This is a genomic window from Pseudogulbenkiania sp. NH8B (genome assembly GCF_000283535.1).
Classification (GTDB): domain Bacteria; phylum Pseudomonadota; class Gammaproteobacteria; order Burkholderiales; family Chromobacteriaceae; genus Pseudogulbenkiania; species Pseudogulbenkiania ferrooxidans.
Map to the genome: position 1 here is coordinate 145,734 of NC_016002.1, position 18,810 is coordinate 164,543.

The 18,810-nt window shown below is 65.8% G+C and carries 17 protein-coding genes; 7 read left to right on the plus strand and 10 right to left on the minus strand.

What is annotated here, in order from left to right; all coding sequences use genetic code 11:
- Positions 1–137 precede the first annotated feature (137 nt).
- The 7 genes from NH8B_RS00595 to NH8B_RS00625 all read right to left on the minus strand — a co-directional run bounded on the left by NH8B_RS00595 (position 138) and on the right by NH8B_RS00625 (position 7,600).
- Entirely contained in the window at positions 138–1,100 is a 963-nt protein-coding gene (locus NH8B_RS00595) for a PA2778 family cysteine peptidase (protein ID WP_014085584.1), read from the minus strand.
- Between the two features lie 3 nt (positions 1,101–1,103).
- A complete protein-coding gene (locus NH8B_RS00600) occupies positions 1,104–1,499 on the minus strand; it encodes a PA2779 family protein (protein WP_008954659.1) in 396 nt (131 codons plus the stop codon).
- Positions 1,500–1,702: 203 nt separating this feature from the next.
- Entirely contained in the window at positions 1,703–2,947 is a 1,245-nt protein-coding gene (locus NH8B_RS00605) for a maltoporin (RefSeq protein ID WP_014085585.1), read from the minus strand.
- Positions 2,948–3,300: 353 nt separating this feature from the next.
- Entirely contained in the window at positions 3,301–3,585 is a 285-nt protein-coding gene (locus tag NH8B_RS00610; RefSeq protein WP_014085586.1) for a GIY-YIG nuclease family protein, read from the minus strand.
- Positions 3,586–3,745: 160 nt separating this feature from the next.
- Positions 3,746–4,888: a c-type cytochrome biogenesis protein CcsB gene (gene ccsB / locus NH8B_RS00615; RefSeq protein ID WP_014085587.1), complete on the minus strand. Its 1,143-nt coding sequence runs from the start codon at positions 4,886–4,888 to the stop codon at positions 3,746–3,748.
- A complete protein-coding gene (locus NH8B_RS00620; protein WP_014085588.1) occupies positions 4,888–6,912 on the minus strand; it encodes a cytochrome c biogenesis protein ResB in 2,025 nt (674 codons plus the stop codon). The genes ccsB and NH8B_RS00620 overlap by 1 nt, the downstream gene beginning before the upstream one ends.
- Positions 6,913–6,982: 70 nt before the next feature.
- Positions 6,983–7,600, minus strand: coding sequence for a c-type cytochrome (locus NH8B_RS00625; RefSeq protein WP_014085589.1), 618 nt, complete (start codon positions 7,598–7,600; stop codon positions 6,983–6,985).
- A gap of 92 nt (positions 7,601–7,692) precedes the next feature.
- Between NH8B_RS00625 and yihA the strand changes: the two genes are divergently transcribed.
- Positions 7,693–8,316 (plus strand): ribosome biogenesis GTP-binding protein YihA/YsxC, encoded by a 624-nt coding sequence (yihA, locus tag NH8B_RS00630; protein WP_008954665.1) that lies wholly within the window; start codon positions 7,693–7,695, stop codon positions 8,314–8,316.
- A gap of 210 nt (positions 8,317–8,526) precedes the next feature.
- Here the strand turns inward: yihA and NH8B_RS00635 are convergent, their stop codons facing one another.
- Genes NH8B_RS00635 through NH8B_RS00645 form a run of 3 tightly spaced genes read right to left on the minus strand, consistent with a single transcriptional unit; the run spans position 8,527 to position 10,654 of the window.
- Positions 8,527–9,402, minus strand: a complete 876-nt coding sequence (locus NH8B_RS00635) for a septal ring lytic transglycosylase RlpA family protein (RefSeq protein WP_014085591.1) — start codon at positions 9,400–9,402, stop codon at positions 8,527–8,529.
- Positions 9,403–9,439: 37 nt separating this feature from the next.
- Positions 9,440–9,904 (minus strand): tRNA (uridine(34)/cytosine(34)/5-carboxymethylaminomethyluridine(34)-2'-O)-methyltransferase TrmL, encoded by a 465-nt coding sequence (gene trmL / locus NH8B_RS00640; protein ID WP_008954667.1) that lies wholly within the window; start codon positions 9,902–9,904, stop codon positions 9,440–9,442.
- A 39-nt stretch (positions 9,905–9,943) separates the two neighbouring features.
- The gene (locus NH8B_RS00645) at positions 9,944–10,654 is read right to left on the minus strand and encodes a ComF family protein (protein WP_041702775.1); all 711 of its coding nucleotides are present in this window, start codon (positions 10,652–10,654) and stop codon (positions 9,944–9,946) included.
- A gap of 385 nt (positions 10,655–11,039) precedes the next feature.
- Here NH8B_RS00645 and bioB point away from each other — a divergent pair, with 385 nt between their 5' ends.
- The 6 genes from bioB (at position 11,040) to bioC (ending at position 18,607) form a co-directional block, all read left to right on the plus strand.
- Positions 11,040–12,023 carry a biotin synthase BioB gene (gene bioB, locus NH8B_RS00650; RefSeq protein WP_008954669.1) on the plus strand — a complete coding sequence of 328 codons (984 nt, stop codon included), beginning with the start codon at positions 11,040–11,042 and terminating at the stop codon, positions 12,021–12,023.
- 83 nt (positions 12,024–12,106) lie between these two features.
- Entirely contained in the window at positions 12,107–13,255 is a 1,149-nt protein-coding gene (gene bioF / locus NH8B_RS00655; protein WP_014085593.1) for an 8-amino-7-oxononanoate synthase, read from the plus strand.
- Positions 13,256–13,319: 64 nt separating this feature from the next.
- The gene (locus NH8B_RS00660; protein ID WP_232503507.1) at positions 13,320–16,154 is read left to right on the plus strand and encodes an EAL domain-containing protein; all 2,835 of its coding nucleotides are present in this window, start codon (positions 13,320–13,322) and stop codon (positions 16,152–16,154) included.
- 97 nt (positions 16,155–16,251) lie between these two features.
- Complete coding sequence (locus NH8B_RS00665; RefSeq protein ID WP_014085595.1) at positions 16,252–16,908, plus strand: class I SAM-dependent methyltransferase; 657 nt, start codon at positions 16,252–16,254, stop codon at positions 16,906–16,908.
- 23 nt (positions 16,909–16,931) lie between these two features.
- Positions 16,932–17,696, plus strand: coding sequence for a pimeloyl-ACP methyl ester esterase BioH (gene bioH / locus NH8B_RS00670; RefSeq protein ID WP_014085596.1), 765 nt, complete (start codon positions 16,932–16,934; stop codon positions 17,694–17,696).
- The gene (bioC, locus tag NH8B_RS00675; RefSeq protein ID WP_014085597.1) at positions 17,693–18,607 is read left to right on the plus strand and encodes a malonyl-ACP O-methyltransferase BioC; all 915 of its coding nucleotides are present in this window, start codon (positions 17,693–17,695) and stop codon (positions 18,605–18,607) included. The genes bioH and bioC overlap by 4 nt, the downstream gene beginning before the upstream one ends.
- Positions 18,608–18,810: the final 203 nt, after the last annotated feature.

The following is an 18,810-nucleotide window of genomic DNA, read 5'->3' on the forward strand; positions in this document are numbered from 1 at the left end:
GGTAGGGATGAGCCGGCGATGCGCCATCCCCATGTGCGCCGTATCCATTCCGGTGCCGGCGTCCCGCTAGTCCCCAGCCTCTTCAAGGCCCGCTTGCCGGGCGGTTCCAGTAGTCCGCCCCGGCTCCGGCATTCACCCTAGCGTACGCCAGGTTTGGCCGCCTTCTTCTCGATCTCCTGCAAGGTGGCGCGTGCCGTCTCCTGCCACGGCCCGCCCAGCGCCAGCGCCCGTTCGGCGTGGCTCCGCGCCTGTTCCAGCTCGCCCTGATCGGCCAGCACCACGGCCAGGTTGTTGTGCGCGGCGGCGTTGTCGGGCTGCGCCGCCAGCGCCTGTTCCAGCGCGTGCCGTGCGGCTGGCAGGTCATGCATGGCGTAGGCGGTGTTGCCCAGGCCGATCGCCAGCGTCGGGTTGTTCGGCCAACGTTTGAGCGCCGTGGCATAGCCGCTGCGCGCGTCGGCGCGCGTGGCGAGGCGGTCGAACGCCACCAGCGCCGCCGTCGTGCCGGCCTCGTCGGCGCTCACCGGCAGCGTGTCCGGCGGCAACACGGCCACCGCCCAGTGCTCGCTACGCGCCCAAGTGTTCTCGAAGGCGGTCAGGCTCATCAGCTGGCGCCGGAAGGTGCCGGAGCGCAGCACCATCTCGTCACGCTCCAGGTTGTAGCCCACCACCACGGCGTAGTGCCACGACGGCCACCACGACAGCCCCAGATTCTGCATCACCAGCACCGGGTGGCCGGCGCGCACCTCGTCGAGCAGCGCGTCCAGCCGCGGCGGCAGCACGGTCGCCACCCGGCCGTGGCGGCGCGCCGCCGCCAGCATCTCGATCTGCAGGCTGCCCTGACGTGCCGGCACGTAGACCTGGCTGGTCAGCTCGTCCGGCGCCACCGTCTTGCCGGACGCCGTCAGCACCGTGGCCAGCGCCGCCGGGCCGCACTGGTACTCCTCCTGCGGGAAGAACGGGGTGTCGGCGAGCTCGACCTGGCGCGGCAGGTCGGTGCGTGCCAGTTGCTGCCGCACCACCGGCGTCGCGCAGGCGGAGAGCAGCAGCACGGCCGCCAGGAGCAGGCCGCGCCACGGCGGTATCGACCAGGAGCGCGCCATCGTTCAGCGGATGGAGCGGGTGAACGGGAAGATCTTGGTGAGGCCGAGGATGTCGGTCAGGAGCAGCACGAAGAACACCAACAAGACGGCGCCGACGATGTCGCCGCCGGCCGGGGCCTTGGCGGCTTTCTCCGCCAGCAGCGCGGCGTCCTTGTCGCTCAGGGCGGCGATGCGTTCGCGTGCCTGCTCCGGCGACACGCCCTGGCGTTCCAGCTCGGCGACGACGTCGGCGCGGCTGAGGGTTTCCAGGATGCGGGCGCGGTTGGCGTCGCCGGCGCTGGTGGCGCCCTGGTTGAGCTGTTCCACGCCGATCATCGCCGCCTGGGCGGATTGGGTGATGCCGACGAAACCGATCGACAAGGCCAGCGAGGTGGCGATAAAGGTTTTGCGTGCGAGCATGGTTCGTCCTTCTTCTCAGGTGGGGGTAGTGTCGAAGAGTGGATAAGAGCGCGGCGCGCCGGATAAGTTCTTTAACAGATATGCAAGGGGGGAGAGGAAGTCAACCCGGGCACTCCGCCGGCCTGTTCGATCCGTCAAATGAAAACCGCCCCGGGGCACGAGGCATCCCGGGGCGGTTGCGCGGCGTCAGGCCGGTAGGCGGCTTACCACCAGCTTTCCACCTGCAGGCCGACGGTGGAGCCGTGGCGGCGCGAACCGAACACGCCGCTGCTCGACAGCGGGTCGTTGGCGTTGTCGCCGGCGGCGTCCTGGGCGGCCTGGTTCCACTGCGCGTAGGTGTAGAACAGGCGCAGCTCCGGGCGGCTCCAGAACGACTTGCCCATGGCCAGGGTCGGCGCGATGGTGAACTTGGTCAGGGTGCGGGTCGGGCCGCTGGCCGGCTGCACCCGGTCATGACCCAGTTCGGTCACCAGCTTGAAGTGCTCGGTGAAGGCGTAGCTCGGGCGGATGCCGAACGACATCCATTTCTGCGTGCCGCCGTCGACGCGGTCCTGCTGGTACAGGCCCACCAGCTGGCCGCCGAAGTTCGGCGTGGCTTGCCAGTCGAAGGCGTCCAGCACGCGCCAGCTCTTGTCGCTGCTGTCGTTGGTGATCGGGCCGACGGTGCCGGACAGGCTGGTGCCGCTGCCGGTGCCGTACTGCAGCGCGAGCTTGTTCTTGCCGCCCAGCACGCCGCTCTGGATGTGCTGTACGGTGTACGCCCAGCCGCTGTGCGGATCGACCTTCTGGCCGTTGACGTCCACCTTGCCGGACGGGTCCATGTAGCTCACGCCCAGTTGCAGTTCGCCGCCGGGGTTGACGTCGATGCCCGACAGTTGCAGGTCGTGGCGGTTGGAGTCGTACTCCTGGAAGATGCCGTCGTTGCGGAAGAAGGCGTAGCTCAGCTTGAGCTTGTCGCCGATGGCGAAGTTCTCCAGACCGGCGCCGAGACCGCTCGGGTTCCAGTAGAAGAAGTCGTTGATGTGCACGTCGTTACGACGGTAGTAGATGCGGCCGGCCCACAGGCGCGCACCGGGCAGGCCGGGAATGTTGGTCAGCTGCAGGTAGGACTGCGGCAGGCGCAGGCTGCCGCTGTTGCCGTCGCTGTTGTGGAAGGTCGGGGTGCGGTCGTTTTCGTTGTACAGGCTGGCCATGGCCAGGCCCGACAGTTTCATGCCGTTGTCGAACTGGACCAGGTCCTGCTCGCCGGTCAGTTCGCTGTAGATTTCGCACTCGTTGCCCAGACGGTACTTGCTCTGGGCGCCGGCCAGCTTGAAGCAGGCCTGGCTGTCGCCATCGCTGCTGCCGACGCCGGCGCGTACGTAGCCGTGGAAGTCGAAGGCCTGGGCCGGGGCGAGGGCGCCGGCCAGCAGGGCTGCGCCCAGCAGGCTTGCCGAGATGTGCTTCATGATGTCTCCTGATTGTAGTTTTGCTACTTATTGTGTGGTGCTTCACCCCTCCCGGCTCTGGTGGCCGGTGCGTTGCCGTGGGGTGGTCCGTCATCGCGGCGGGGTGATGCGTCCCCGTGGCGCCATGAAATCCGCTATTTATGCCGATTTCAGCGCGCTCCGTCCCTAGGTGGTCGGTCTTTGCCACGGCGCAGGATAGCGCCGTCGCAATCGCGCCACGGCGGGGGCGCCGAGGTGTGTAGGATCATGACAAAACTTTATGTTGTCGCAAAATTACATTGTAAGGAACTGTAAGGAAATGTCGTTTTTCTTCCACGGCCACCAACGGCGGGGTGTGTGGCGAGGGGGAGGGCTCAGAGGGGGTGGTGGTCCGGCGTGGTGTCGTCCGGGGCGCCGTGAGCGGCACACAGGGCGCGCTTTTGCGCCGCGGTGAGCTGCTTGACGGCGTATTCGGCCTTGAGCGCGGCCGACTTGTCGTCGAACGCCAGCACCAGGGCGATGCGTTCGGGAGGGTGCAGGCGGGTGTAGCGCGCACCCTTGCCGGCGGCGTGCGCGGCGTAGCGTCGCGCCACGTCGGTGGTGATGCCGGTGTAGAGACTGCCGCCGCGGCATTGCAGCATGTAGAGAAACCAGCTCATTCGGGGGTTGCCAGGACAAGACCCCGCTACGCTAGCGCAGCGCGGCGTTTTGGCCAAGCGCTTGGACCGCCCATCCCTCACACGACAACGCCCGGCACGGGGCCGGGCGTCGGGGGCGAGGAGTGGCCGCGGCGGGAGGGCTTCGGCCAACCTTCAACGATTACAGCGTGCCGTAGGAGTGCAGGCCGGACAGGAACATGTTGACGCCGAGGAAGGCGAAGCTGGTGACGAACACCCCGATCACCGCCCACCACGCCAGCGGCGTGCCGCGCCAGCCTTTGACCAGGCGCACGTGCAGCCAGGCGGCGTAGTTGAGCCAGACGATCAGCGCCCAGGTCTCCTTGGGGTCCCAGCTCCAGTAGCCGCCCCAGGCATCGGCCGCCCACATCGCACCCAGGATGGTGGCGATGGTGAAGAACAAAAAGCCGACCGCGATTGCCTTGTACATCACCTCGTCCAGCAGCTCGGCCGACGGCAGCTTGTCTTTGAGCCAGCCATGGCTGACCAAGAGCTGGGCGATGCCGAGCATGGCGGCGATCGAGAACGAGCCGTAGCCGACGAAGTTGGCCGGCACGTGGATCTTCATCCACCACGACTGCAAGGCCGGGATCAAGGGCTGGATCTCGTGCGCCTGGCGATCGAAGGTGTACCACAGGATGAAGCCGACCGCGGCCGAGATCACCAGCAGCACGAAGGCGCCCATCTGGCGCGCGGCGAACTTGGCTTCGTAGTACAGGTACATCAGCGCGGTGATCAGGCAGAACAGCACGAACACTTCGTACAGGTTGGAGACCGGGATGTGGCCGATGTCGCTGCCGATCAGGTAGCTCTCGTACCAGCGCGTCAGCATGCCGGCAAAGCCCAGCACCGCCGCGCCCCAGGTCAGCCCGGTGCCCATGCGGCCGAGCAGCGCCGAGCGTGTCAGGAGGCCCATCCAGTACACCGCGGTGGCGAGGAAGAACAGCGTGCACATCCACATGATGGCGGACTGGCTCGACAGCACGAAGCGCAGCCAGAACGCGCTCTGCCCGCGCGCCAGGTCGCCCTGGTAGAGCTGGATCGCCACGAGTGCGATGGCGCCGGCCAGCGGCAGGAACAGGCGCCAGGCCTTCCAGAACCAGCCCAGCGCGATCAGGCCGACGGTGCTGCCGGCCAGGATGCCCTGCTCGTAGACGTCCATGTAGGCGCCGTAACGGTAATAGGTGACCCCGGCGGCCACCACCAGCAGCGCGGCGAACAGCCAGTCGGCCAGGTTCAGCCGCTGCCACAGCGGCCGTTCGTCAAAGGAATAAGCGAGTTCCATCAGGCACCCCGTACAAGCTGTTGAATGGCGTCGCGGTGACGCCGGAAATCCTCGTCCAGGTCGCGGTTGTGACGATTGGAGGTCATCGCCAGCCGCACCCGGCCATTGCCCAGCCTAATCCACAGTCGCACTTCGCGGATATAGAACATCAGTACGATACCGATCACCAGCATCAGCGAGCCTAGGTAGACCAGCGTCTTGCCGGGCGAGCGCGTCATCTGCAGACCGGAAGCTTGGACCTGGGTAAAGCCGTCGAGTTGCAGGAACACCGGCACACCGTAGTCGTTGAGGCTGCTCGCCGCCACCAGGCTGTCGAGCAGGAAACGGTAGTGACGCCCATCCTGCGTCAGCGGCTTGGCGCCGGCGCGTTCGTTGGCCACCGCCATCACATCCACCACCGCCCCCTGTAGGATCTTGATATAGGTCTGCGCCACCGCCTGGCGCTTGTCCGCCGGCACGCGCTGATCGAGGAACTGCTCCAGCGCGCTGAAGCCGCCTTCGCCGAAGCGCGCCAGAATCCACTTCACGCTCTCCTCGAACTGCTGACGCATCGCCGGGCTGATCGCCGAACCCTGCATCGCCTTGGCGGTGCTGCGCCGCGCGATCTCGTCGTACAGCGCCGGGTTCTTCAGCGCCGCCCTGAGGCGCATGAAGGTGTCGATCTTCATCTCGTCGTCGAGCGGGAGGCGCAGGTACTGGAACGGCTCCGACACCGTCTTGCGCATGCCGGCGATCAGGTAGCTGGCACCGTCCTGCTCGATCGGGGACATGTAGTGGTGGTACTCGCGCGCCTGGCCCTGCTCGTCGCGCAGCTTGAAGGTGATCGACGGGCCGACGTTCTTCAGGTTCTTGTCGCGTTTCACCTCGCGCGCATCGTGCATGCGTTCCGACAGCGACTTGGCACCCTCGGCCTTGCTGCGCTCCATGTTCTCGATGTTGAACTGGCGGAACTCGCCGAACTCCAGGCTGTACTGGTGGCCGTTGGCGCGCAGCGGCTGCGAACTCAGCGACACGCCCGTGATCGCCGCCGGCGGCATTTCGGGCGACGCCAGGTTCCAGGCCTTGAAGTTCAGCGGCGAGCCGCCGTCGCCGAAGCTCGCCTGGTAGATCGCCACACCGTCGACGATGAGCGGGTGGTTGACGCGCACCGTGGCCGGGGTTTCCTTGCCGCTGGCCTTATCGGTCACCACGATGTCGCTGGCGAACAGCTTGGGCATGCCGTTGCTGTAGTAGTCGACGTGGAACTTCTTCAGCGTGACGATGAACGGCAGCTCCTGCACCAGGTAGCCGTTGCCGGAGTTGAGGAACACCACGTCGGCGCTCTTGTTCTCGGCCACCGTGACGTTGCCGCGGAACGACAGGTTGCGGGTGGAGAGCCGGCTCTTCTCCGGAATCTGCGATTGCGGCAGGTCGCGCGTTTCCGCCACCACCCGGCCGAACAGCTCGCCCAGTTTCAGCGGCAGGTTGCCGTCCAAGAGGCCGCCCAGGCAGATCACCACCATGGCGATATGGGCGAAGAAGTAGCCCAGCTTGTTGGCGGCGCCCTTCTTGGCGGCCAGCACCAGGGTGCCGTCGTCGCGGCGGTGCTGGCGCAGGCGGAAGCCCTTGGCCGCGAGGTAGCCCTGCAGTTGCTCCGGCGAGGCGTTGGCCGCCTCGAACTCCTCGCTGTGCTGCATCGCGGCCAGCGAGCTGTCGGTGGCCTTCTCGCGGAACGCCTTCATGTCCTTGATGAAGCCGGGACCGTTGCGCAGGATGCACAGGCTGGTGGAGATCACCAGGAAGGCCAGGATGGTCAGGAACCAGGCCGAATGGTAGACGTCGTACAGGCCCAGCCAGTCGAAGGCGACGAACCAGAACTGGCCGAATTCGAAGGCGTAGTTGGGGTAGGGTTCGTTCTGCTTGAGCACGGTGCCGATCACCGAGGCGATGGCAATGATGGTCAACAGCCCGATGGCGAAACGCATCGAGCTCAACAGCTCGTACAGGGAATAACTGAAGCTGGCGTGGCGGCTTGGTTTTTTCATGGGTTTCACATACAAAAAGGGAAGCCGTCAAGGCTTCCCTTTTGAGTAAGGCATGAGGCGGAAGTTGCGCTTAGCGCAGGCCGGAGATGTAGTCGGCCACTGCCTTCATTTCGGCATCGCTCATACGGGAAGCCACGTCCGACATGGTCGGATGCTGGCGGTCGGTGCCGGCCTTGAAATCGTTCAGCTGCTTGAGGATGTAGCCGGCGTGCTGGCTGCCCACGCGCGGGAACTGGTCCGGCATGCCGGCGCCGTTCGGGGCGTGACAGGCCATACAGGCCGGAACGCCGGTGACCGGGTTGCCGACACGGTACACTTTCTTGCCCAGCTCCATCAGGGTCTTGTCCGCGGCTTCGCGCGGCTTCGCCTTCTGCTGGCTGAAGTAGGCGGTCACGTTCCACATGTCGTCGTCGGACAGCGGCGCGGCCATGCCCATCATGATGGGGTTCTTGCGGGTGCCGGCCTTGAACGCCTTGAGCTGACTGTACAGATACTTCTGGTGCTGACCGGCCAGCGTCGGGTTGGCGGCGGCCACGCTGTTGCCGTCCGCGCCGTGGCAGGCGGCACATACCTGATCGACGATCTGCTTGCCCTTGACCGGGTCGCCCTTGCCTACCGGGGCGGCGGCGGCCAGTGCACTACCGGCCAGGGTCATGGCAGCCAGCGCCAACAGCATCTTGCGTTTCATGGTCGCTCCTCAGAGAGAGATTTCGTAAATATCTGTAAAAGTGGCAATTTCAAACCTGTTATTCTATACCAACTGCTTACACCGTTACTACTATGACGATTTTCCAGAACGCGCGCTTTTATACAACCGTCAACCACCTGAAGGATTTGCCGCCCACTCGCGCCGAGGTGGCCTTCGTGGGGCGCTCCAACGCCGGCAAGTCGAGCGCCATCAATACCCTGGCCAATCGTACCCGTCTGGCATTCGTTTCCAAAACCCCGGGGCGCACCCAGCACATCAATTTCTTCGACCTGGGCGAAGAGCGCTATCTCGTCGACCTACCGGGCTACGGCTACGCCGAAGTGCCGGAGGCGGTGCGCACGCATTGGGTCGCCTTGCTGGGGCGTTACCTGCAGACCCGGCAGAACCTGGTCGGCCTGATCATGATCATGGACAGCCGTCACCCGCTGAAGGAGCTCGACTGGAAGATGCTGGAGTTCTTCCGCGAGACCGGGCGGCCGGTGCACATCCTGCTGTCGAAAAGCGACAAATTATCACGGATGGAACAGCAGAAAACCTTGGCCTCGGTCAAAAAAGCGTTGGCCGACTACCCGGCGGTGAGCATCCAGCTGTTCTCCAGCCTGAAGAAAACCGGTGGCGAGACGGTGGAAGAGGTGGTGGAGCGCTGGTTCGACGCCTATCTGGCGCAGGGCCAGGACGAGATGCCGTCGGCGTGACGGAACTTTGCCAGGGGTGGCAAGCCTAATCGGCAGGTGATCTCACCTCCCGCTTGCCTCCCTGAGCGGGTGCCTTTTGCTGACACTAAAGGCTGTTTACCCCGGCACCCAGGTGCCGGGGTTTTTTATTGCCGGCACCCGGCGGGGAACGCTAGGCAAACAAAAAGGCAGGGCGGGCGGCCTGCCTTCGGATCGGTTTCCCGCGCGGCGTCAGATGCCGCCGCTGATCACCGTGCTCTCCACGTTCAGCGCTTCGGCCACGGTGCGCGCCGCCTGGCGTGACCGGAACGGTCCCAACTGCACGGTGTAACGACCGTTGCGGTTGACGATGCCGAGCTTGGCATCGTTCTTGGCGTCCAGTTCCTTCTCGATCTTGCTCATGCGGGCCTCGGCCTGGGCCAGGCGGCTGTAGCTGCCCAGCTTGAGGTAGCTGTCGTCGCCACTGGCCTTGAGCGCACGGCTCGGCGCGGTGGCGGCAACGCTGTCGTCGTTGCCGTCCGGCCAGACGCGTTCCACCTTGATCGGTGCGCTGCCCTGATGCACGAAGCCCAGCTTGTAGGCGGCGGCGTAGGACAGGTCCATCAGGCGCCCCCTGTGGAACGGGCCACGATCGTTGATGCGCACGATCACCGCCTTGCCGTTTTTCAGGTTGGTGACCCGGGCGTAGCTCGGGATCGGCAGCGTCGGATGGGCCGCGGTCATGGCGTACATGTCGTAAGGCTCGCCCGACGTGGTATGGCGGCCGTGGAACTGCTTGCCGTACCAGGAGGCACGCCCCTTGGCTTCGTAGGGCTTGTCGCTGGTATCCGGGTGGAAGCTCATGCCCAGCGCCGAGTAGGGCAGGTTGGCCGCCTTGATCAGCGGCTCGTCCTGCGGCACGGCATCGGGTACCAGAGCCAGGTTGGCCGGGATGTGGTCGGCCGGACCATCTTGTTGGAAGTACTTGCCGGTGTTGCTGGCAAGCGGCTTTTTGGTCGAGCGGATCGACGCTTGTTGACTGGTTGCGCTGGCGTTTCTGACGGTGGAGCAGGCCACCAGCGCGAGACTAATAAACACTAGCCACAGCCATCGGAATACAGGCTTCATTACACCTCCCTGTGCTGTTGGGCCAACAGGTGAACGCTCAGCTTCCTCCCGCAAAATCGTTCTGCCGCCACGCTTCGAACACCATGACGGCGACCGCGTTGGACAGGTTCATGCTGCGTGACTCGGGTTGCATTGGCAGGCGGACACGACGGTCGGCTGGAAATGAATCCAGGACTTCCTGCGGCAGGCCACGCGATTCGGGGCCGAACAACAATACATCTCCGGGTCGGAAAGCTGTCTGGTCATGCCGCGTCGCTCCCTTGGTGGTGGCCGCGAAGATTCGGCGGCCGGAGAGGGCGGTGCGGCAGGCTTCCCAGTTCTCGTGGACGACCAGGCGAGCGTACTCGTGGTAGTCGAGACCGGCACGACGCAACTTGGCGTCGTCCAGAGGGAAACCCAACGGTTTGACCAGGTGCAGTTCACAGCCGGTGTTGGCACATAATCGAATCACATTGCCCGTGTTGGGCGGTATTTCCGGCTGAAAGAGAACAACTGTGAACATCGTTGGCAGGCGGATTGTTCCAAGGAATCAAAAAGTTGGTCAAGTTTTTAGGCTAATTGCCCGTGCCAGCACCCAGGCCTCGACCCGCTTCGCCCCCTGTTTTTTGAGGGTTGCGGCGAGTGCGGAGAGGGTAGCGCCGGAGGTCGCGACGTCGTCGACGATGGCGATGCAAAGCCCGTCCAAGCAGCGTTTTACGCCAAATGCATGTTTCATGTTGCGGTGCCGTTCGGCACGGTCAAGCGTGGTCTGACTGCGAGTGTTGTATTTTCGCCAACACAGGTTGGCGTCAAACCGGACTTGCATTGTAGCAGCGAGTGCGTGTGCCAGCTCGTGACTTTGGTTGAAACCGCGTGCGGCAAGTCGTTCTTTTGCCAGTGGAACGGGTACGATCAGGTCGATGGCGGGGGCGGAAAGCGGGGCTTGTTCCGCCAGCAGCCGGCCCAGCGCACCGGCCATTTCCAGGCGTTTTCCGTACTTGAAGGCGTGAATCAGGCCGTCCAGGGGGTAGTCAAAACGGTAGGAAACGTGTAGCGCGTCGAAGGCCGGCGGATGGCGCTGACACGCCCCGCACAGGCTGCCGGCGACGACCGGTTCGGCGCAGTGCGGGCAGCGTTCCGCGGGCAGGCGCGGCAGGCAGGCGTGACACGGCGGGCACAAGCCGTGGCGTGTGCCGGGAGTGCCGCATAGCAGGCAGGGTTGATTAAAAAATAATCTGTTGTCAATTAATCGTCCAAAAAGGTTTGACAGCATGGCGACCCCACGACAAGATGCGTTCAACAAAAATCTAGGGCGTGTCATCCATTGTTTCCCCTCCGCGTTGCTGCCGCGAAAACGGTCAGGCAAGGCGCCGGGCGAAGGCATTGGCCGCCCCCTTGCCAAGACCGGCAACGCCGCCTGACCGTTTTCGCGGCGCAACCCTTCGGGCCGAGTCTGCTTTTGCGCGCCACGGCGTTACTTAGAGTTCGTTTGGAATCACCAAACGTCGCGCGCAAAAACAGATCCCGGCGCAGGGTGGGAAACAATGGATGACACGCCCTGGTGATCTTCACCCTATGTCAGCCGCCGCCGGGCGGGAAGAGAGCGCGGTCGATTGCGCTTCCCCGCCGGCGACGTGCCGGCGCTACGGATAGAGCCCATGCAACCGTCTACCATCGCATTCCAACGCCCCGCCACCCCGCATCCCGAGTCCGCTGCCTGGACCGTCGACGAAATCGAGGCGCTGCTGGCGCTGCCGTTCATGGAACTGGTGTTCCGTGCCGCCGAAATCCACCGCCAGTTCTTCGATCCGACCAAGGTCCAGCTCTCCACCCTGGTATCGATCAAGACCGGCGGCTGTCCCGAGGACTGCGGCTACTGCCCGCAGTCGGTGCATCACGATACCCCGGTGGAAAACCAGCCGATGATGACGGTGGACGAGGTGGTCGAGGCCGCGCGCCTGGCCAAGCAGAACGGCGCTGGCCGTTTCTGCATGGGGGCCGCCTGGCGCGGTCCGAAGGATGCCGATCTGGACAAGACGCTGGATATGGTGAAACGGGTCAAGGCGCTGGGTCTGGAGACCTGTGCCACCTTCGGTCTGTTGAAGGATGGCCAGGCGGAAAAGCTCAAGGATGCCGGCCTCGACTATTACAACCATAATCTGGACACTGCGCCGGAGAAGTACGCCGACATCATCCAGACGCGCGAGTACGAAGATCGTCTGGACACGTTGGGCAAGGTGCGCGGCGCCGGCTTGTCGGTATGCTGCGGCGGCATCGTCGGCATGAACGAGACCCGCACCGACCGCGCCGGGCTGATCGCCCAGCTGGCCAACCTCGATCCGCAACCGGAATCGGTGCCGGTGAACAACCTGGTGAAGGTGACCGGCACGCCGCTCGACGGCGCCGAGCCGCTGGACTGGACCGAGTTCGTGCGCACCATCGCGGTGGCGCGCATCACCATGCCGAAGAGCTACGTGCGGCTATCGGCCGGCCGGCGCGAGATGCCGGAGGCGATGCAGGCGCTGTGCTTCATGGCGGGCGCCAACTCCATCTTCTATGGCGACAAGCTGTTGACCACTGGCAACCCCGACGTCGACGCCGACCGGGCGTTGATGGAGAAGCTGGATCTGGCCCCCTTATAAGGGTCTCTTCACGCTACAACGTTGGCCGAAGCCGTGCGGGTCGGATCCCGCCGCCTTCGGCCATGCCTTTATATGGAGTTGCCATGCAGCCACAGCAACTGTCCGCCGCCCTGGCAGAACTGGACGCCAGTCACAGCCGGCGGACCCGGCTCACGCTGGAGAGCCCGCAGGGGCCGCTGATCCATGTCGGCGGGCGCGATTACCTGGCGTTCGCCAGCAACGACTACCTGGGGCTGGCCAACCACCCGGCGCTGATCGAGGCGACCCGTGAAGGTCTCGCGCGCTGGGGGCTGGGCGGCGGCGCCTCGCACCTGGTGGCCGGGCATTTCGGCGTGCACCAGCAGGCCGAGGATGAACTCGCCGCCTTTGTCGGCACCCCGGCCGCGTTGCTGTTCGGCTCCGGCTACGCCGCCAACCTGGCGGTGATCACCAGCCTCATGGGGCGCGACGACGCAGTGTTCGCCGACCGCCTCAACCACGCCTCGCTGAACGATGCCTGCCTGTTGTCCCGCGCTGCCTTCAAACGTTTCCGCCACAACGATCTCGACCATCTGGAAAGCCTGCTCAAGAGCACGCCGGCCAAGAGCCGGCTGATCGCGGTCGACGCGGTGTACAGCATGGACGGCGATGAGGCGCCGCTCGCCGAGCTGCTGACGTTGGCCGAGCGCTACGACGCCTGGCTGTATCTGGACGACGCGCACGGCTTCGGTGTGTTCGGCGACGGCCGCGGCAGCATGGCGGAGCAGGGCATCGCCGGCGAGCGGGTGATCTACATGGCCACGCTGGGCAAGGCCGCCGGCGTCGCCGGCGCCTTCGTTGCCGGCTCGGCCGAGCTGATCGACTGGCTGGTCAACAAGGCGCGTACCTATATCTTCACCACCGCCCAGCCGCCGGCCTTGGCCGAGGCGGTACGGACCAGTCTGGGGCTGATTGCCGGCGAGCCGTGGCGACGCGAGCGACTCGTACAGCATATAGAAATGCTACGGCATACTCTTTCTGGTGTTAAATATCCATTACACGCTTCCCGCAGTCCGATCCAGCCGCTTATGATAGGCGGCAACGAGCAGGTCATGACATTATCCGCCCGCTTGCGCGAGGCGGGTCTGTGGGTGCCGGCGATCCGCCCGCCCACCGTGCCGGAAGGGAGCGCCCGATTGCGGATTTCGCTGTCGGCCGCGCACGAGGCCGGACAGGTGCAACGTCTGGCTGAGGCCATCGTCGCCATGTCATGAGGTTTTAGGGGGCACCTGCCGTGTTTTGCCGGATATCCCGGCCGATACCTACTACGATAATGACATGAATAGCACGGTAGACTATCTCTATGCGCCGCAGGCCGCCGCCGAGGCGGCCCTGGCCCTGTTAGGCGTGCACCAGCGCCCGCTGCAGGTGGCGGTCTGGGCCAAGGTCGGCACGGTGTGGCAATGCTTGGCTTGGCGCGGTGCCGTTGACGGGTTGGTGTCCCCTGATGAGCTGCAGCGGGGACGGCTGCCCGGGCCCGATGGCGGGGCCGAGCCGCTGAAGAGCGGCGGCGAGCTGTTGGGCTGGCTGATCTGGCGCGGTCCGCGCCCGGACAACTGGTCTCCCGTGGCGCTGCTGCTCACCGGCCACTTGCTGGCCGCGCGCTTGCATTCGGATCAGGCCATCTCCCGCATCACCCACGAGACCATGCTCGAGATGAGCCGGCTGGCCAGTGAATGCGCCAGTCTGGAGGCTTTCCTGCCGGGCCTGCACCGTCTCCTCGGGCGCCTGCTGGATGCCCGCAACTTCTATATTGCGCTGCTGGACGAACAGGCCAACGCGCTCAGTTTTCCGCTCTATGCCGATCTGCGCGAGCCGGCCAGCGAGTGGCCGCAGCCGGAGCAGCGCTTCCCGATGGGCGGCCAGCCGCCGTCGCTCACCGCTTACCTGATGGCCGGCGGCAAACCGCTGGTGTTGTCGCGGCGCATGCTGGAAACCCTGCAGCAGAATGGTGATCTCCAGATTCACGGGCCGGTGCCGGAGAGCTGGATGGGGGTGCCGCTGAACAATATCGCCGGCCAGCCGATTGGCGCGGCGGCGCTGCAAAGCTACCAGGCGGGACACAGCTACAGCCCGACCGAGCAGTCACTGTTCCAGTTCGTCGCGCTGCATATCGGCCACGTGCTGGCGCGCGTGATGGTGCGCAACCAGCTGGAGCAGCAGGTGTGGTTGCGCACCTGCGAGCTGGAAGGAGCCAACACCCGGCTGCGCAACGAAGTCGCCGAACGCCAGCTGGCCGAGAAGCGCCAGGGCGTGCTGTTCCTGATCGCCGAGTTGTCCAATACCAGCTTGTCGCTGGAGGCCTTCCTGGGCGGCGTGCACCGCCTGCTGGGAGAGTTGCTGCCGGCGCGCAATTGCCTGGTGGCGCTGTACGACAAAGATCACGACCTGATTTCCTTCCCCTACTACCAGGACGAGCGCTGCCCGTCGCACAAGGCGCGCAAGCCCGGCAAGGGCTACATCGAGCAGGTGCTGTACAGCGGCCAGGCGCTGCAGGTGAACTCCTCGCGCGCCAGCGGCGATGACGCCACGCTGCCGCGCAGCTGGCTGGGGGTGCCGCTCTACCACGGCCACGAACTGCTCGGCGTGCTGGCGGTGCAGAGCTACGACGAACAGGTCCAGTATGGTTTCCGCGAGCAGGAGCTCTTGGAGTTCGTCGCCAACAACATCGGCGCCGCGCTGGCGCGCATCCATGCCATGGAAGCGCTGCAGGCGGCCTACCTGGAGCTGGAAGAGCGGGTACGCGAGCGCACCAGCGAGCTCGACGCCGCCAATGCCCAGCTCGAGTTCGACAGCCTGCACGACCCGCTCACCAAGCTGCCCAACCGCACCTACTTCGCGCGCGCGCTGCGCCGCAGCTGGGAGGCCTACGTCAACGGCAGCGGCGAGCGCTTCGCGGTGCTGTTCATCGACCTCGACCGCTTCAAGCTGGTCAACGATACGCTGGGCCATCTCGCCGGCGACCACCTGCTGTTCGAGGCCGGCGCGCGCATCCGCAGCTGCCTGCGCCACAGCGATTTCGTGGCGCGGCTGGGGGGCGACGAGTTCGCCGCGCTGCTGTTCGGCATCGAGGCGCCCGGCTGCGAGCAGACCGCGCGCATGATCGTGGGCGAGTTCGACCGCCCGGTAGTGCTGATGGGGCGGGAGGTGTTCACCACCGCCAGCGTCGGCGTGGTGATCGCCGACAAGTCCTACTATCAGCGCTCGGAAGACGTGCTGCGCGACGCCGACCACGCCATGTACCGCACCAAGCAGCAGGGGCGCCACGGCTACACCCTGTTCAACCACGAACTGCGCCTCAACCAGGCCGACCAGCTGGCGCTGGAGTCGGAGCTGCGCCGCGCGCTGGAGGTGGACGACCAGCTCACGCCGTTCTTCCAGCCCTTCATCGACGCCCGCAGCGGTGCGCTGCAGGGCTTCGAGGCCCTGGTGCGCTGGCAACACCCGACGCGCGGCCTGATCTCCCCGGCCATCTTCCTGCCCATGGCCGAGGAGAGCGGCCTGATCATGCGCGTGGACCGCTACATGATCGAGGCCGCGGCGCGCCAGTTGCGCCAGTGGATGGACGAAGGGCGGCTGACCGACGAGGTGTCGCTGCACATCAACCTGTCTTCGGCCAACTTCCACGACCCTGAACTCTTGAACTGGATGCAGGCGCTGATCCGGCGTTACGCGTTGCCGGCCGGCATGCTGCATCTGGAAGTGACGGAAAGCGCGCTGATCGACGTACCGGACGTGGCGGCCGAGGTGATCCAGGGGCTGCACGACATGGGCGTACGGCTGGCTCTGGACGATTTCGGCACCGGCTATTCGGCGCTGTCCTATCTGCACCGCTACCATTTCGACGTGCTCAAGATCGACCAGTCCTTTGTCGCCGACCTCGACCAGAAGCAGGAGTCGGCCGCCATCGTACGCGCCATCCTGGCGTTGGCCGAAGCGCTCGACCTGGACGTGGTGGCCGAGGGGGTGGAAACCGGCATGCAGCTGCGCACGCTGCGCGACATGGGCTGCAGCAAGCTGCAGGGGTTCTACTTCGCCACCCCGGCACCGGCCGCGCGCATCGACTGGGACCGCCTGGCCGGCTTCGCCAGCAGCTTCCGCCAAGTTGCCTGAGCCGGGATGATGATCCGCCACGAGCGTGCAACCGTTCCTCGACCCGCCGTGCAGATGGCCGGGGCGGGACGCTGCGCTTCGGGGTGTCGAGCCAGCCATGAGCGGTGAGCAGGGACGCGTCCCCCGGCCGGAGGGCGGCTCCGGGTTTGCCACCCGTTACAACCGCTGGCGCTACAACCTGTACGCGCCGGTCTACGACCGCGTTGTCGCCGCGTTCTTTGCGCCGCGCCGGCGCCGCGCCATTGCGCTGTTGGCGCCCCGCCCGGACGAGCGCATCCTGCTGCTCGGAGCCGGCACCGGGCTCGACCTCGACTACCTCCAGGGTTGCCGCCGGCTCACCGCCATCGACGTCTCCGACGGCATGCTGGCGCGGCTGCGCCGACGGGCCGCCCGGCTCGGGCTCGAGGTGGAGGCGAGCGTGATGGACGGCCAGCGGCTGGCGTTCCCCGACGCCTGCTTCGACGCCGTGATCCTGCACCTGATCCTGGCGGTGATTCCCGACCCGGTGGCCTGCCTGCGCGAGGTCGAGCGCGTGCTCAAGCCCGGCGGGCGCGCCGTGGTGTTCGATAAGTTCCTGGCCGACCGCCAGCGACCCGTCTGGTGGCGCGTGGCGGCCAACCAGCTGACCCGGATCATCGCCACCGACATCAACCGTCAGCTCGGCGTCATCGTCAGTCAGACCACTTTGCACATCGAGCATGACGAATCGGCCGGGATGGGTGGTTTCTTTCGCATCGCACTCTTGCGAAAATAGCGTTTTCCCTCATCTGAGCTCGCATGAGTCTGTACATTGAATCGCTCGGACGCGGCCCGGACGTCGTCATGCTGCACGGCTGGGGCCTGCACGGCGGCGTGTTCAGCCGCGTCGCCGAGCGCCTGGCCGGGCGCTATTGCCTGCACCTGGTCGACCTTCCCGGGCACGGCGCCTCCGCCAGTCGCCATCCCTTCGACGCCGACGACATCGCCGACCTGTTGGCGGCGCAGTTCCCCTGGCCGGTGCACGTGGTCGGCTGGTCGCTCGGCGGCCTGCTGGCCCAGCACTGGGCGGCGCGCCACCCCGAGCAGGTGAAGAGCCTGGCACTGATCGCCAGCAGCCCGCGCTTCGTCAAACAGGACGGCTGGCCGCACGCCCAGGAGAAGAAAGCCATCGAGGGCGTCGGCGCCAGCCTCGACAGCGCTTTCGAGCTGACCCTGGAGCGTTTCCTGGCGCTGCAGATGCTGGGCGCGCCGGGCGCCCGCGACACGCTCAAGGCGCTGCGTGAGGAGCTGTTCGCGCACGGTCGGCCGCAGGGCCTGCTGCCGGCGCTGGAACTGCTGCTGATGGCCGACGCGCGCGCGCTGGCGCCCTCCATCCACTGCCCGGTCGGGCTGTTCTTCGGCGCCAAGGATGCCATCACCCCGATCGGTGCCGGGCGCTGGCTGGCCGAGACGCTGGCCGATGCCACCCTTTACGAATTCCCGCAGGCCTCGCACGCCCCCTTCCTGTCGCACGAGGAAGAGTTCGTGGCGCGGCTTGCCGCCCACCTGGACCAACACGCATGAGTGAAGCGTTTTATACCGACAAGTCCCGCGTGCGCGCCGCCTTCGAGCGCGCCGCGCCGAGTTACGACTCGGCCGCGGTGCTGCAGCGCGAGGTGTCGGATCGCATGGCGGCCCGCCTCGACTACATCAAGTTCAGTCCCAAGGTGATCCTCGACGCCGGCAGCGGCACCGGCTACGGTGCGGCCGAGCTGCGTCGCCGCTATCCCGAGGCGCGCGTGATCGAACTCGATCTCGCCGCCACCATGCTGCAAGCCTCGCGCGAGAAGCAGCAGGCGGGCGGCGGCCTGCTGGGCAAGCTGTTCAAGCGCGCCCAACCGTGGCAGTTGTGCGCCGACGTCGAATGCCTGCCGCTGGCCGACGCCAGCGTCGACATGATCTGGTCCAACCTGGCGATTCAGTGGGTCAACATTCCGGACGGCGTGTTTGCCGAATTCCAGCGCGTGCTCAAGCCGGAAGGCATGCTGATGTTCTCGACGCTGGGGCCGGACACGCTGTTCGAGCTGCGCCAGTCCTTCGCCGGCGTGGACGGCGCCACCCACGTCAACCAGTTCATCGACATGCACGATCTGGGTGATGCACTGCTCAAGAGCGGTTTCGCCGAGCCGGTGATGGACATGGACAAGATCGTGCTGACCTACCCGCGGGTACGCGACGTGATGCAGGACCTGAAGGCCATCGGCGCACACAACGCCACCGCCGGGCGCGGGCGCGGCCTGATGGGCAAGCACAGCTGGCAGAAGGTCGAGGCGGCGTACGAACTGCGCCGCCAGGACGGCGCTTTGCCGGCCACTTACGAAGTGGTGTACGGCCATGCCTGGAAGGGTGAAACCAAGAAGAAGGCCAATCAGCTGCCGGATGGCCGCCAGGTGATCGAGTTCATGAAACCCGGCGCGCGTCCGGGCGTCAAATAGGGCGGCCTCTGCGTTCCTCGGGCCGTTCGTCAGATTGTTGGCAACCCCTCCCTCGAGCGTAGCGAGGCTCCCTTGCAGGGCAAGGGCAGGGGGATTGGGAATAGATGATAGGCTGCCTAATCGACGACCAAGGTGTAGAGGCCCGGCTTTGCCGGGTCCTATAAGAGCCCATCAAAGCATGTTGTCAGCAGCCTGTCGGGCGG